The organism is Microcoleus sp. A003_D6 (assembly GCF_036702825.1).
In the GTDB taxonomy this organism is placed as follows: domain Bacteria; phylum Cyanobacteriota; class Cyanobacteriia; order Cyanobacteriales; family Microcoleaceae; genus Microcoleus.
In genome coordinates, this window is the sequence record NZ_JAUBWA010000073.1 from 19,859 (window position 1) to 36,077 (window position 16,219).

7 protein-coding genes and 2 tRNA genes are annotated in these 16,219 nt (G+C 38.8%); 5 read left to right on the forward strand and 4 right to left on the reverse strand.

The features are described from left to right. Nucleotides 1-332: 332 nt before the first annotated feature. Nucleotides 333-2,489, forward strand: a complete 2,157-nt coding sequence (locus QUB70_RS19825) for a WD40 repeat domain-containing protein (protein WP_332982927.1) — start codon at nucleotides 333-335, stop codon at nucleotides 2,487-2,489. 321 nt (nucleotides 2,490-2,810) lie between these two features. Further along, nucleotides 2,811-2,883, forward strand: a tRNA-Thr gene (locus tag QUB70_RS19830). 599 nt (nucleotides 2,884-3,482) lie between these two features. Here the strand turns inward: QUB70_RS19830 and QUB70_RS19835 are convergent. The 4 genes from QUB70_RS19835 to QUB70_RS19850 form a co-directional block, all read right to left on the reverse strand. Beyond that, nucleotides 3,483-6,281: a competence protein CoiA family protein gene (locus tag QUB70_RS19835; RefSeq protein ID WP_332982928.1), complete on the reverse strand. Its 2,799-nt coding sequence runs from the start codon at nucleotides 6,279-6,281 to the stop codon at nucleotides 3,483-3,485. A 343-nt stretch (nucleotides 6,282-6,624) separates the two neighbouring features. Then, nucleotides 6,625-10,968, reverse strand: coding sequence for a competence protein CoiA family protein (locus QUB70_RS19840; protein ID WP_332982929.1), 4,344 nt, complete (start codon nucleotides 10,966-10,968; stop codon nucleotides 6,625-6,627). Between the two features lie 368 nt (nucleotides 10,969-11,336). Next, on the reverse strand, nucleotides 11,337-12,470 hold the full coding sequence (locus tag QUB70_RS19845) for a virulence-associated E family protein (protein WP_332982930.1): 1,134 nt from the start codon (nucleotides 12,468-12,470) through the stop codon (nucleotides 11,337-11,339). Between the two features lie 323 nt (nucleotides 12,471-12,793). Beyond that, the gene (locus QUB70_RS19850) at nucleotides 12,794-13,984 is read right to left on the reverse strand and encodes a tyrosine-type recombinase/integrase (RefSeq protein WP_332982932.1); all 1,191 of its coding nucleotides are present in this window, start codon (nucleotides 13,982-13,984) and stop codon (nucleotides 12,794-12,796) included. Between the two features lie 78 nt (nucleotides 13,985-14,062). Here QUB70_RS19850 and QUB70_RS19855 point away from each other — a divergent pair. The 3 genes from QUB70_RS19855 (at nucleotide 14,063) to QUB70_RS19865 (ending at nucleotide 16,137) form a co-directional block, all read left to right on the forward strand. Beyond that, a tRNA-Thr gene (locus QUB70_RS19855) sits at nucleotides 14,063-14,141 on the forward strand. A gap of 448 nt (nucleotides 14,142-14,589) precedes the next feature. Then, entirely contained in the window at nucleotides 14,590-14,970 is a 381-nt protein-coding gene (locus tag QUB70_RS19860; RefSeq protein WP_332982933.1) for a hypothetical protein, read from the forward strand. Between the two features lie 6 nt (nucleotides 14,971-14,976). Then, on the forward strand, nucleotides 14,977-16,137 hold the full coding sequence (locus QUB70_RS19865; RefSeq protein ID WP_332982934.1) for a hypothetical protein: 1,161 nt from the start codon (nucleotides 14,977-14,979) through the stop codon (nucleotides 16,135-16,137). The last annotated feature ends 82 nt before the right edge of the window (nucleotides 16,138-16,219 follow it).

Here is a 16,219-nt window from a genome sequence, read left to right on the forward strand (position 1 = left end):
AGTACGGTTATTAGGTCGGAATACCGTAATTATGGTTGTGAAGTACGATTATAGACAAGAGCGAGTCAAATGGCAACAAAAAAAACGAATTGGGTGAACTCAGGGTCGATCGAATATCCTGAAGTCTTTTCCGTCGGTGTTTTCGATTCAGATTCGGGGTAAAATGTAAACCGTATAAACACTACGATCGAGTCAAGGTGCTAAGCTTGCGCGGCTGCACGATACGCCTTACGGATACCATCGACCGATCGCCCAAATGTAAGAGTCCCGCCCCAGGGGGGATGCGCCTGACTCGCGCGATCGCCCTTAACTAAGAAAAAGTTTTAACTGGTATGTCCTTACCCCGCCCCGTCTCAGACACCCTAATTGAACTGTTGAAGCCTGTAGCCTGCGAATTGGGAGAAAGATTGGGAGCAAGTGCTGTCAACGAACGCTATGCAGAAATTGAACCCTCTGGTTCTTCAGCTTTGAACCAGCAAATCAAAAAAGACCCCCGCTGGATTAAAGCGCAAGTGAGATATTTGCAGCGGCAACAGGCGAGAGAACAAGAATTAATCGAGATCGCCGGCGCAGAAGAAGAATGGGTAAAGCAAGAACGCGCTAATCGAATTAAGGCAGAAGAAGTGAGAGATAAGCGGGCAATGAGCCGGCTTTGCCGCGAGTTAATGCGGGAGTTTCAATCAGAAGCAATTCGAGTTAAGCTGAGCGAAATTCAAACTATTTGGGACAGGGACAACTGGTTTTCTAATTTGAGCAGGCAGGAAACTGAACAGATTTTGCAGCAGCAGCAGCACCGATTGCTGCTGTTAGTTGCTCCCGCAAAAATTAGCCAAGATTGCCCGGATTCGTTTCGCCACAATCTGAATATCGAGCTGCCGGGTAAGTTGAGAGCTTTTTTGAACCAGCACTACCCCCAGCACGGAGATTTGTGCCCGGTTCAGTTTTACGGAGACTATTTCAAAAAATCGATTTCTGATATTGATGTGGAGCGGTTGCAGACTGTTTTGTCTCCCGTACCGACAGCTATACTGTACAGCGATATTAGCGATTATGAAGTTAATTTTCATGTCGGTTTTTGGGGAATCATCAATCAGAGCGTTTCTCTAGTCGCGATGCAGCCTTGGAATTGGGAAGAAGTTTACCACCAGTTGGAAGCGGAGGGAAAAGATGAAAAGCGGAGCCTGCGGATTATTCGGCAAATAATAGTGACTATTCACAAGTTATTGGCTGCTTTTTTAGCTGATTTATATTATTTGAATATCGATTTTACTCACGAACCTCAGCTATTTAATTTAGAGGCGGAATTTGCTCAGGAATGGTTTTCTAAAGATTGGGCCCTACCGTATATGGAAACTCTTAAAGAAATTCAGGAGCAGCAGCGAATAACCTATAAAGGAGAGATGCGGAGGCTGGCGCTGCGAGAGGCGAAAGCTAGGGCGGAACGCAAGCGTTTGGAGGAGGTTGAACTCAAACGCAGACAGGAAGAAACGGCGGCATCTGTGCGGGCGAAGGAATTAGCTCACAAATTTAAAAATCTGAAATGGCGGTGCGTATATACGCTGCCTGGACATTCATCGTTTGTGAATTCTCTGGCGATTAGTCCTGACGGCAAAATTCTGGCTAGCGGCAGTTGGGATAAAACTATTAAGCTTTGGAATTTAGAAACGGCGGAATTAATTGGCACTCTGACGGGACATTCCGATCGCGTAAATTCGGTTGCTATTAGCTCTGACGGAAAAATGTTGGTCAGCGGCAGTTCGGACGAAACAATTAAGTTTTGGAATTTGCACAGCGGTGATTTGCTGTGTACTTTTCCGGGACATTCTATGGAGGTGAATTCGGTGGCTATTAATCCGAAGCGCCAGGTAATTGCTAGCTGCGGCGGTGATAATACGATTAAGCTTTGGAATTTGCGGAGTGGTGAGTTGCTGCGGACTTTGATGGGTCATTCTGACAATGTGAATGCGGTGGTTTTTAGCCCAGACGGTAAAATATTGGCGAGTGGCAGTAGTGATGCGACGAGCAAGGTTTGGGATGTGGAAAGCGGCAAGTTGCTGCGGACTCTTTCGGGGTTGAATGTTGGGGTGAATTCTGTGGCGATCGCGCCGGACGGTCAGATTCTTGCTAGCGTCAGCAATGATTATACTATTAAGCTGCGGAATTTGCATACGGGCAGTTTGTTGCGGATTTTAAATACTAATTCTGCCAAAGGAAAGGGTGTAGCGAATTTAGGAATGAATGAGGCGCTGCATATTTTGCAGAATTATGTGAGTCGGGGCGATTCGGTTGCTATCAGTGGGGACGGTTTGACTTTGGCTAGCGGCTGCGATGATAATACTATTAATATTTGGAATTTGCAGACGGGGGAGCTGTTGAGCGCTCTTAAGGGACATTCGGGTACGGTGTACTCGGTGGCGATCGCACCTTCGGGCAATATACTTGTCAGTGGAAGTGCTGATGAAACGATCAAGATTTGGCGCTGCGATTAGTCCTTAGTCATTAGTCATTAGTCATTAGTCCTTAGTCAGTAGTTTAGATAATCTGCTTTGGCTGCGAGTCCGCCCGCTTTAAAGCCCGCAGCGAGAAGTTCAACAAAATTTACCCACGGAAGCGAGAAACCGGGTTTCTGAGAAAATTTGGGTTGAGTGACGAGAAATATCGGAAGAAACCCGGTTTCCGATCTCCGGGTGCGCCCAGGAGAGGACAATTCCGGTTTGTCCCTTACGGGGAGGGGTTTTGGGCGAATTTGAAAAAAAAATGGCTGGGGGGGTTGCGCTGATGACTATAAGTTTGCTATATTAAGTTTCACTGCTGGTGTAACTCAGTTGGTAGAGTAGCTGATTTGTAATCAGCCTGTCGCAAGTTCGAGTCTTGTCACCAGCTTATAGCTCAAACCAAGGTTAGATAAAACTTCTAGCCTTCTGCCCATTTCTAGGTATGAAGTGGGTCTAGAACCACAATACCTGTTTCATACCCAACTAAGCTATTAAAGCTTGGCTTTATAAGTAAATCAAAATTATTTAGATAGAAAGATAATTACTGCCTAATAACTCTACTTGCCTAGACCCTAAGCTGTCACATCTCACTCTATCCCTCTTAAATCGAGTTTTAAGGCTCCTCTACACAATAAATGTAGATTCATACCCCTACGTACCTTATCGCTCCATATAGCTCAATCTAGAGGCACATAATATGATTTGTTTGAGTTATAGAACATTGAGTTTGCATTGAAATAAATTATGTAATAGAAGCACATAGGGAAAGCGGGTTACTCTAACCTCAACCATCTATCGCTATCGTCTCTACTGTGTTCCTATAGATTCTCATATTTCATATATACTTTCCTATATCACTTTTAGATATAATGTCCTATCTTAGTAGTGTATAAAAAGTGCGAAGTAAAACTAACCTAGATAGGATTTAAAACTGGTTGACTCTGTAGTAGGGTAAGGGTTCATTAGTAGATCGTGGCGTTGGCTTTACTAAATCTGAGAAGCTATCTCTAAAGACTTCTCTAGAGTTTCTAAATGAGATTGTACATTTTGATGAATTAGGGAACCCCAGTTAGGTCTTACTTGGTCTAACTTGCTATATAAATAAGCAATGTCAGACTGCAACCAAGACTCAACCGCCCCTATTCTTGCTTTGTCTCTTAATGCTTTTCCTTCCTCTCTGGTTTTCTCGTTTTTCATTAGATACTCAGCCTCACTCAGTTTTTCACACTGTCCAGTATAGAAAATGTCAATTAACTGAATTTTGATACGGTATTGCCAAGTTTGTTTTTGAGTAGGTAATAAGCTCGAAGGTGTTAAAAGTACACCCTCGTTAGTTCTGAAACCTATCTTGAGATTAGATAGAAGGTATAACTCGTCAATGAATACTCCCCAGATAACCTGAGAGTGTTGCCCTCTAGTCTTATGGTAGACACTAGCCAATAAGTCACCGGGATTTTTGCGACTGATTTCTACTCCTGCAAGGTCAACTGAATCCGATTTGCACCATGCTTTCCAGTTTTTTATCATAGCCTCGAACAGTGTCTGTATATCGTGCTGATCGTAAGTTTCTAGAGTTAGAAGATTGATTAATTTTCCTAGCTCTACCTCTGAATCCTTAGTGTATGGAGTAGTAAACTTTTTAAACTGCTTTAAAACTTGTGGCAGTCCTAATGAATTACCAGTAAATCCTAGTAAATCCTTAGTAGAGGTTACTTGAGTAGTTCTGTTTTCTCTTTCCCTTGAAAATAGTCGAAGGTTATTGTTGACGAATTTCTGACATATAGCATTTAGGTTGCTTTGTGTTTTTTGAAGTAGATCGAAGTCTTTTCTCTTATTAGTACATTTGAGGAATGACAGAAGATTATCCAGAGAAAACCCTAAGCTAGATGTTACTTTGACCGGGATCTTACCTTGACGATTAGAGCCGTCCACAGGCTTAGTAATAGATAGTAGCTGTTTTGTCTGAATCTCCCCATTAAAGTAGATATCAATTATTACTTTGTTTGTAACCTTAATGATCATCTCAGATTCTAAGTGAACGTAAGATTTATCTAACTTATCGCCTTCTTTTAATCTTCTTTTGTAGAAGGGATAAACAGACATCAAGTGAGATTTTATGTCATCATTAGTAGGATAATCCTCTCCAAAATGCTTAGATAATATTTGAGGAACCCTTCGCAACCAATTCATAACTAGGGGAATATTGGATCGTCTTGTATCTCTTTCATCTCCTAAGATAGTCATTGAGTAAGTAGGAAGCTCAGTTTCAACTGTCTCTATTATCTTCAGGTTTCCGAGTACATGATACCTGTAATAATCATCGGAGTAGCTACTTTCATGCTTTACGTGGTTATCGTTGAGTATCGATCGTATTGATTGAGTAGCTGCTAATACATCGGTTTTATCCGGTTTGATACCTGATTTGATACTTGATGCTAGTTGGTCTAATTGAGAGATGATTAGATTGATGCTAGTATTTGACTTTTCTAGCTGTGCTATATCATTCTCGATCGTTCTAATTAGTGGGGATAATTGAATGTCATCAGGTAGACTCGACAACTTTTCGCTTAACCTTAAAATGTCCTCACTATTCTTAGTTAGAGTAGAGACTAGCTCAGATACCTGCTTACCTATGTACTCTAATAAAGCCTTAGATGCTAGCTTATCAGAAAGATACACAGTCATCTTAACGGGGTTCACCTTTATAGGTAAAGCTACTAACTGCCATTGTTGATTAGACTTCTTCACAGTGAGTATACACGGGATATTACCTAAGATTGTTCTTAGCTGTAATTCATGATCGTTAGTTCTTCTACCATCGATCTTAATCGGTTTGGGTTCTACTCTCTCTGTAATCGTTGCAGGTTTAGGGGGTTTGATAGGTAGATTTGGGTGTTTAATCCCTTCAAAAGCTATAGAATCGGACACTATAGGATTGGCTACTTCCTCTAGGGATACTGTATTGAAACTAGACGAATTTTCGGTTTCCCCTAGACACTCGTTGGCTAGTTTTTCAGTTGGTTTTGTTGCTGCAACTTCCGTCTCAGTAGTAGATTTTACTTTTAGAGAGGAAGAAAAATTCACACCTTCTTTTGCTCGTTTATACTCTTTTTCCCACTCAGCATAACTCATTAATTCAATGACTTTAGAGCAAACCTCTTCTAAATATTTCTTAAGAGATATCTCTTTATCCAATAAACCAAATACATAGTAAAGGATATCTCTCAAAATATATTCACTAGCAGGAACACACAAATAATCAATAAGATTTAAAATAATCCTCTGATTTGACTCAGATACTAACTCATTACTTTGATACAAACTTTTAGCGAGATTTCCCAGTTGTTTTCTATTTTGATTAAACCACCTTAGCCAAGATTCGATATCAATCTTATAGGTAGAAACTAAGCTTTTACCTTCAGCTATTTGAGTATTAAGCTGAGAAGATGATATTTGTCGATATTTGATTATCCCTTCTTCAATAATCCCTCTAAATTTAGTTTGGAATTTTTGTAAGCTTTGTTCTCTCTTATATGAATCACTAGATTGTGTATTACTATGGATCTCTGTTCTCCACGGACAATCTTTGCCTGTATCTCTGAAATGAGAGAAGTGAGAAATTCTTTTTGTACCTTGCTTAAAAAAGACAAGTTCTCTACATTGACCACAAATTAGACCTAGCTCTTCATAGGAGTCATAGTTTAGTCTATTATCATCGGCTTTAAATTCCTCATTGGAGAAAATAGATATTGCAAAAGAAATAGCTACTTCTGATTCTGCTGTCATAAAACTTAGCTCTCCTTCTTTTTGGTAATTTTATTTAAGCCAATAGAACCTTATAAGAGGATCACCTTTAATTTTTTTATAGGTGATTTCTCCCTTTTTATTTTTCTTCCCTTTACCTACACGATAAAAGAATAACCTCTTTTCACAGGAAGATTGAACAAAGGAAAGGTTTAAAGCGCCCCAATTTAAGCTACCCATCTTACATTACCTCTACTTTTGTTGTGTTTACAGTTTTCTCCTAGGAGGAGGTTTTGCGACTCTACTAACTACCAGATAGTTAAGGTATAACAGCTTAGTAGAAAGAGCTAGGATAACTTACCGGGTATACCCTAGCTAATTAGTCTTAATCGTTAGCCTCTGCTTGTGTTGCTAGAACTAGAGCATCGTGCATTGCCTCTAAGTGTTTGAGGATATCAGGGTTAGCAAGGTTAATTTCCCATTGTGGATCTAAAGACTCTAGATTGTCATAGAGCTTTTTAATGGGCTGCTGTAACCAAGCTTCAATGCTACCAGGGTTAGTAACCTTTACCAGTTCTATTTCCTCCATTGCTTTCTGTTTTTCCTCAGTAGTAGATGCTTGCTTTAGACTATTGTGTGCTTTGTCTTGTTTTGTTTTTTGCTCTTTTCTCAGTAGATCGATTAATTGAAGTTTGATCCGGTGAGTGTGGCGGATAACTCCTGACTCATAAAAGCTATGAGGAGTAAGCACAACACCATTAGAGGCTCGGAAACCTAATGGATATTCTGACAATTGGTAGAAAATATCAATTATATCTCGCCAGATAATTTGATCATGATGTGGGTTTTGATAGATCGCAGCATTAACAGCTAACATCAATGTCCCCGGATCTGGTTTCTTGATTATTGATTCCCCTAGCTTGATTGTTTCCTGGTCTTTATGTTTCCAATTTTTCCATTGATTAGTCATCTCTCCTACTAGCTCATAAGCATCTTTTTCACTGTAAGTCTTAAGAGTATCTAAGCTGATTAACTCTCCTTTACCTACATTTTGGGAAGCTTGATCGAGATAAGGTCGGACGTATTTTAAGAAAGTCTTAATTACTCCCCCATATCGAGTGTTGCATTGGTCAAGACCTATTAACTGAGTGATTCTAGTTTCCTTAAACACTTTACCTTCACCAGTAAGGATTAAGTAGTTAGATCGAACATACTTCTGTACCATCTTAATTAACTGTTGTCGAGTAGAGAAAATTAACGCTGACTCATACTCGGAGCATTGTAAAAACTGCTGAAACTCATTATCAGTTCCGTACTCTGGTTTAAAGTTAGTGTCAGTCGAGATTAGATTGGTTTTTTTCTTATCAGTAGAGGGACTGACAATAGAAATCAATTGCTTAATCTCTAATTCTCCCTTGTGATAGATTTCTAAGAACTTTTGTCCTCTTTCATAAATGACTACTTGGACATTTTTGGAGAATCGATCATTGAAAGATTTCTCAAGATAACACTTGATCTCGTCAATTTCTGCTGCTTTATGTCCGAACCGTTCATTTAGATTTCTCGGACAATTTCTAACCCAATTAATTACTGAGTTAACATCAGAACCTGTACCCCTGCGAAAATTCTTACCGTAGTCTGTAACTAAGTATTGATAGCGTTCTGTGTTCACTTGCTGTAAGAATTGACCTGTGCCTAAGTTATGGAACCGATAATAATCATCAACTAAACTATGATACTGTGCTTTGTCCAAGTATTTCTCGATCGTTTTGGTTGCTGCTAGAACATCCCCTGCATTTGGCTTTATTCCTGAGAGTAGACCACGGTACAAAGTTTCAAGCAAAGAGATTAACTCGATTTTTTCTCTCAGTTTATCAAGCTTAACGTTCATTGCCTGATACTTCTTTATTGTGCGATCTAAGTATGTCAATGCGACTAACTTAGGTTGATGATACGAGATATATTGAGCCAAAGCTAAAGGATTAACCTTGATAGGTAGAGATTGAATGTCGTATAATCTACCTTTTGCAGTCATCTTAAGGATACAAGGGACAGTTCCCAATATACCTTTAAAGACTAATTCTCCTGATACTGCCTTACTACCATCTAATAAGTAGGGCTTAATTTTGTTACTTTCTAACTTTTGCTCTGTTTCTTCCTTAACCTCTATAACTTCTGAGCTATGTGATATAGGATCTGTTATTTCCTCTACATTCTCAGGGATAACCTCTAACACTTGGCTAACTTCCCCAGTAGTCTCTATTGGTTGTGTAATTTCAGGGTTAACCTCTAGAACTTCTGAGCTAGACTCTAAATGGTTTTGTGTTTCCTCTACAGTGTCTAGTATTTCGGGTATAGCTTCATTATCACCCTCTGCTGCTAGAGTGTCGTGTAAAGCCTGTAAGTGTTTATTGATGTCTTCATTGTTATCCCATCCTGGTTGCAGACGGTTTAACAAGCTGTAGAGACTATAAATGTCACGTTGTAGCAAGCTTTCTATTCCTAATGTGCGAGTTTTATCTCCCTCTTTTATGATTGAAATCAACTGAACCTTAATCCGATGTTCCCAGCGTTCTATATCGGTCGGATAGATATCGAAAGGAGTAAGGATGACACCATTTGAACATTTAAACCCGATAGATAAATCTGAGAGATGGTAAAAAGTGTTGATTAAGTCATCCCAGATTAAAGTAGACAGCTTGGGGTTAGCTTTGATTGTGTTATGTACCTCTAACATTAGTTTGCCCGGATCTGGTTTTTTGAACGTAACTTTACCTAGATCAACTGTTTCTTGCTTGTTAGTGTTCCATTGTTTCCAGTTAATACACATTTTCTCGAATAGCTCACTAGCATCATACTCATTAAACATCTTCCCCGTTTTAAGATTAACTACCTTGCCAAGTGTGACTTCTGACTCAATACAGAACGGTCTAAGAAATTTTAAAAAGGTTTTCTTAATGCCTGAGAACCCTTTTGATTTTTCAGAGAATCCTAACATCTCAGGTAACTTTGTAGTTTGAGCGATAGTATTCTCCCCCGATAACTTATTTCTGTTCGCTGCAATAAATTTATCACAGACTTTATGCAGTTGACGCTTGGCTACTACAATGATGTCATCATCTAACTGAGAGCATTTAAGAGCTTGATAGAATACTCGATTATGCACAAACTCACATCTACCGTTAATCTTAGTAGGTGTAATCCATCTAGTATCCTTATTGCTAGGAATAGCCGGATCTACTATGGCAATACTTTGCTTTGATACCGTTTGATTGTTTGCCTCTATCTCGAAAAAGATGTTTTTGGATTGATAGACCCTGAGCTTGCACCCTTGATACTTGAAAGTAGACTCAAGATGATTTTTAATTTGATCAAAGGTTGGTCTTTGGTCTTTGAATGTGGTTTTGAGCGTGTAGGATAACCTGCGAACCCAGTTAAGCACTGAGGATAAGTTACTTTTTGCTAGTCCTCTTTCATCTCCAAAATTAGTTAGCCGATACGTGTAATACTCTGTCTCTAACTCTCTTATAATTTGAACTACCGCAAGAGTATAGAAAGAGTAGTATTGGTCTAGTGGGTTAGAGTAGAAAGGCTGACTAGAGAGATATTTTTTGAGTTTGTTTTTACTCTCTAGGATTGATGCCGGGGCTAGTTTCTTGCCTTCTAACACTCCTGTAATAAGAGCATTAAACAGTTGAATCATTTGATCCTTTGTGTAGTTTCCTACTCGATTAATTGTCTGAGATTTGAGACTTAAAACTTGATTGTTAAGCCATCCTATAGAGTTAGAACCTAGATTTGAGACTACATAACGAGCATGATCGTAAAGTAATTCATCGGGAAGTTTAACGGGTAGACCAACTAATTTGTACCCTGTCTCACTAGGAGTAAGTCTTAATGACATAGGAGTAGTGCCTATTACGTCATAGAATAAGACCGTACCTGTCCCTACAACCTCATTCTCTAATTTAGTAGGTTTAGGGGGTAGATTGGGGTGTGTATAGCCTGGGAACTCATTAAATGTTGAACTTTCTTTTGCTCGTTTATATTCTTTTTCCCAATTAGCATAATGTATTAACTCAATGACTTTAGAGCGAACTACCTCGAAATCGTTATTAAGGTTGACCTCTTTATTTAATAAAAAAAACACATAGTAAAGGAGGTTTCCTAAAATATTCTCACTAGCAGGAAGGCACAAGTAATGAACTATATTTGAAACAACTAGGCGCTGTATTTCAGAGGAGTTATTATGATACGAAGATAATGCAAATTTTTTAATAGGTTCTCTTTTATCGTAAAACCGACTCAACCATAAATTAATATCAATATAAAATTGATTAACTAAGCTTTTACCTTGATCTATCCGAGCGAGTAAGATTTTACGGTGTCTGGCATCGTCAAGCTGAGAGCATGAAATTTTTTGATATTTAATTATCCCTTCGTAAATAATTTTTTGAATTTTTTTCTGGAACTTTTCTAAACTTTGTTTTTTACCCTCTGAATCAGTGTCTCGTGTATTGGTATTGCTCTCAGTTCTCAAGCAACAATCATTCTTGCCTGTATCTTTGTAATGAGAGAAGTGAGAAGCTCTCTCTCTACCTTGCTTTAAAAAAACAGCTTCTCCACATACATTACAAGTTAGAAGGAAATTCACATAGGATTGATAGTTTAGTCTATCATCATCAGGTGTAAACTCTTCATTTAATAAGAGAGATTTGGCAGCTTCCATAAAAAAAACTTAACCCCCCTAGTTTTTGGTAATTATTATTATGAATTTAACAGTCATCCTCTGGCAGATACTGTGACTTAAATCACCTAATTGTCTGAAACCTTAAAATTATATAGCAATAGTTTTAGCTCTTTCTCAGTAGGTGACTTTATCCTGACAAGTGTAACTATGTAACTATGTAACTGTAACTCAACTAACTTTAACACCATTGGATATTTATTTTCTCCGGGTCTATCAATTAACTAGATTGACCGATCGCTCTAAACGATTAGTTAAAATTTTACAGTTACACGGTTACACAGTTACAAAATAGCTGAACCCCTTGATATATAAAGGATTCAGCGTGTAACTCAACCGTAACTGAGCGATTACCTAGTTACAGCCACAGGTACTTGCCAGTATTTACCCGACTTACCGTTGACTCTACTAGCTTTAGTTGGTTTTTCTAAGCCTAAACCTGTCATAATATTAGTAATCCTTTCTTCATCTTTTCTAGTCCAAGACTTAGGTTCTTTTCCTATAGCCTGTGTTAAGACATCACTCAAAACAAAAGGCTCTTGTTGTTTCTCTACCCAATCAGCTACTATATCTTCCCACATATCATTTGCTTCATATTTTTTATTTGCGGCATTAAGCATTTCTTGCTCAGTTTCATTTAAGTAGATAGGATAATTATCTTTATAGGCTTTAACAGCACTAGCCCAAATCAAATCTCTATTTTCTTTTACCCAGTCAATATCTATTTTCTCGTTTACATCTAAGCCCCAAAATCTTCTATTACCTGTAGGATCAACTAAAAACTTATCTTTGTTCGTTGTACCTACCAGAATAAACTGTCGAGGGATTGTAATCGGTTTACTATCATAAGGCTTGCGATAGGTGTCGCTTGTTTTCGTAATAAACCCCTTTAATTTACTTAAGAGATAAGGTGTAAGACTATCTTCACACTCTCCTAGCTCAATAATCCACTTACTATTGCAAACCATCTGTTCATCTTTGCTATAAGCTTGCAAAGTCATAGAAGTAAATAAGTCCTCTCCTGCTAATGCTTTGAAGAAAGAAGTCTTATAAAACCCTTGAGAACCTTTAAGTATAAGTACAGTATCAAATTGACAACCGGGCTGAAATACTCTAGCTACTGCACCTACTAAAGTCTTAGGTAAAAATACTCCTTCTAAGGAATCAGGGTCAATATGTAGGACTTTCTCATTAAGCTCTCTAAAAACATCTTTGTAGTCTCTATCTGGGAACTTAGACTCGCATTCACTTAAGTAATCCTCTAAGGGAGAGAAGAGATTTTTACTAGCGTAGATGTGGGCTAGTTCATAGATATACTTATCATTTTTTAGGACTGTATTATGCTGGAGAGAAACCTGATACCTAAACTTAGGTAAGTCAAATAGTTCTCCCTCCAAGTAAATATCCTTGGTGACTTTGTTAAGCTTTAACTGATCAGCAAAGTTATTAGCAATAATTGCTTCGGTTCCTTTGTAGTTAGTCATATTGAAAAATAGTAAAAAATCTAGAGAAAATAATCATATAAACACCTCTAAAATGTTCTAACGGAGATTGCCATAGCAAAATCGCTAGAAACCTAGAATCTCTAACTTCTTGCTTGTAAGACAAGAAAATAAGAGACTCCTAAATTGTCAAGGTTCAGTGTTTACCTATTACTCATTATAGCAACTCGTTAATTGAATCGACAGAGTAAGCAAGGTTAAAATAACCGTATTTTATGTTCGGTTTACCGTACCAACGCACATTAATGAAAAGGATAGAAGTTTTTCGCCTCTATCCTCTTGATTTTCTGTTTTATTTACGAGACTTACAACTCAGGTAAGGTTAAATCCTTCTTAGCTGCTAGGTAATGGTCTAGAATAACTTGAGGACTATTGCCTACCAGTGCTGCTACGGTAGATGGATCATAACCATCCCGAATTAAGCGAGTGATGAATGAGTGCCGAAGATTATAACAGGGTAGGTATTGGCTAATTTTTCCAGACTGGTACAGTTTGATTACTACAGGTCGCCATTGCCGATTGAGAAAATTATCTTGATTCAGATATCCTCCCTCTACACTAGGAAAGACTAGATTATTTTCATTTTGACGTTTAGGAATGCGTCTTAAGAGGCTAAGAAGTTGGTCATTGCAAGGGAAAATTCGAGTATTGTGGGTTTTAGTATCCTTTAACTCTCCCTTTGAGTAGGCTTTACTAACCACTATCACAGTCCTCCCATTTCTTTCTTTGATATCATTCCAATTGAGAGCTATTGCTTCCTCTGGTCGGAAACCTGTTAAAGCTAGAAACTCTACATAACCAGAGTAGTAGGAATGAGAGTAAGCACTAGCAGGTGAACAAAATTCATTACTTGAGAATGACTGGATAATGCTTTTAACTTCTTCAGGCTCAAAGCATTCTTTAGAGCGTTTACTTTTTTGTCCTTTAGGCAGTTGCTTTTTGAGATTGTGATAGGGATTATCACTGATTAACTTAGTTTCAACAGAATAGTTGCAGGCAGCATTGATGTTAGCAATTGCTTTTTTTAGGGTGCTGGAACTGTAATGCTCCAATAATTCCTGCAATAGTAAGTGAGGATTGTCAAGGTCAAGAGCTTCACTGGAAACTTTAGCTAAGCACCTCTCTACTTCTTTCCAGTCTTTTTTTTGAGTTGTCTTAGCTACCCGCTGTACATTCGCTTCCTTGTAATGTTCCCAAACATCAGCTAAATTGACCTTAGCTACCCGTTCTACAGGTGCTAGTGCCTGTGCGTGTTTAGGGGAATATTTCGCTAGACTCTCATCGAAGCGTTCCATGAGGATATCGCTGTTGATTTCTTGAGCCTTAGCACTGGCTACCTTAAGAGTAGTATCAGTGTCAGCTTTACCGACTGTTATTACGTAACGCTGACCATTGAACCGCCAGCGGATACGATAGCTACCTTGGAATCGCTCTACCGAAACCTTACCGTACTTAGCTACTACACCATCTTTGTTGTGATCAGGGGTGATAAACATGATTCTGGGTATTGGTAAATTTCATACCCGCCTCATACCCAGTTTCTTTGACAGAGGGTATCTAGTAGAGCTTCCAGCCGTTGGTTTACCTCAAAAGTAGTTAAAGCTAGCTGATTTGTAATCAGCCTGTCGCAAGTTCGAGTCTTGTCACCAGCTTATTTCATGAAATAAAAGCTAGATAAAACTTCTAGCCTTTATTTTTTTTTGCCCAGTAAGCGATCGTCTCAAGGCGCTTGTCACCCGCCTCAGCAATTTTGATTGTTAACGTAATCTTTTTTCCAAAAATAGAAATATCTAGAGCTATATTGAATCTGGCGATCGCAAACTTGAGCATCTGATTATCAAGCTTGATTAAATGTTAGCCACTAAGCTGTTGTGCATTTAAACCACCGGGCGGGGCCTGTAGGGTGCGTCAGCTAGAACACTTATGCTTACAAGGGAAACGAGACAGGAGCCGTGGCACCCTACAATACTTGAGCATCTGATTATCAAGTTTGATGAAATGTTAGCCACTAAGGTTATCAAGTTATTCTAAACTAAATTTGTCAGCACTGTACCGGAGCAGCGAAATGTCCCCTTGGGTAAAAGATCCACATTCAGGCGGAGTGAAAATCCCTCCGGCAGTTCAAGAACGGGTGAAGCAGCGTATTCTCGATTATGCTGCTGCTAACTACGCTGGTAAGTACACTCGCCTAGGCATCCGCTTTCGCAGTCAGTTTTGTTACATTGATGCCTATACAGAACCTGAGATACCCCTAGATTTTCCGAGCAAAGAGCTTGGCATATCTCGTGAAGAATATTTAGAACAAAGGCGAAATACCCCCCTTCACCTGTGTCGGCTGCGTTACTTTAGTGATGAAGAAGCTTGGACTCTGGGCTTTTACGCCTATAGCAGTGAAAAATACGAGCCTTGTATGTTCAGAAATAGCAGTTTCTACGGCACGCCTGAAGAAGCCTTTCAGATATCTTCTATGTACTTGGAATAACCGAAAATGAGCGAATATCAATATTACGAATTTCAAAGCGTCGATCGACGTTTGACTCAATCCGAACAAGAAGCACTCAGCCAACTCTCTAGTCGCGCACAAATAAGCTCTAATAAAGCTATCTTTGTTTATAGCTATGGAGACTTACCGGGCAACGAAAAACAATTATTAGTCAAATATTTCGATGCTATGTTTTACATAGCTAATTGGGGATCGTTGCAACTAATGTTTCGTTTTCCCAAAGGTTTGATTGATATCGAACTGATGCAGAAATATTGTGTTGAAGATATAGTTGAGGTTTCGGAAATTAATGATTTTGTCATTTTAGAAATTTCTATTAATGAGGAAGAAGGTTTTGATGGGTGGATAGAGGGAGAAGGAAATTTATCCTCTTTGATAGGTTTGCGCCAGGAAATTTTGCAGGGAGATTATCGTTTACTTTATTTAGCTTGGCTGAAAGGGATTACCTATCTTGATGAACTCGATGACGAAGATGAAGATGAGCGAGATGATGATGATGAAAATGATGATGAAAATGATGATAAAGAAGGACTAGAGCCACCTGTTCCTCCTAATTTCGGTAAGTTATCTTCATCGTTACAGGCTTTTATCGATCTTTTTGAAGTGGATGAGCATCTACTGAAAGCTGCAATCAGTGCGAGTGTTACTAAACCTTCAATTTCCGAAAGTAGCATCACAGAAGCTATCAAAAAACTCGATCGTTATGAAGTTGATACTTTTTTACTGCGGTTACTCAAAGGAGAATCTAATCTCTCTATTGAATTGCGTAACAAATTATCAGCAATGATAGAAGTTAAGCAAGATCAGAATCCCGGTAAACGAACAATTCGTCAGCTTTTAGCAAGCGCAGAAAAGGAAGAAAAACAGGAAGAATACAGAAGAGAACAGGAAGTAAAATCTGCACGCATCAGAGAATTAGAAGCTTTGGCTAAGCGAGAAACGGCTGTTTGGGAAGATATAGACGCTCTCATTCAAAAAGGAACTTCTAAGTCTTACGATGAAGTAGTGCCTTTACTTTTAAAACTCCGAGATTTGGCGGATTATCAAAAGCAGCAAATTAAGTTTTTAACACGGATTCAACAACTGCACGATAAATATAGCAGTCGCTCTGGATTGAAAAGACGTTTGCTTAAGGCGAATTTATAATCTAATATGCTGTGGAGCATTTAAAATAGTATTGTAGGGTGCGTCAGCCCTATCTTGTTTCCCTTGCTTAGTAAGTGTTCTA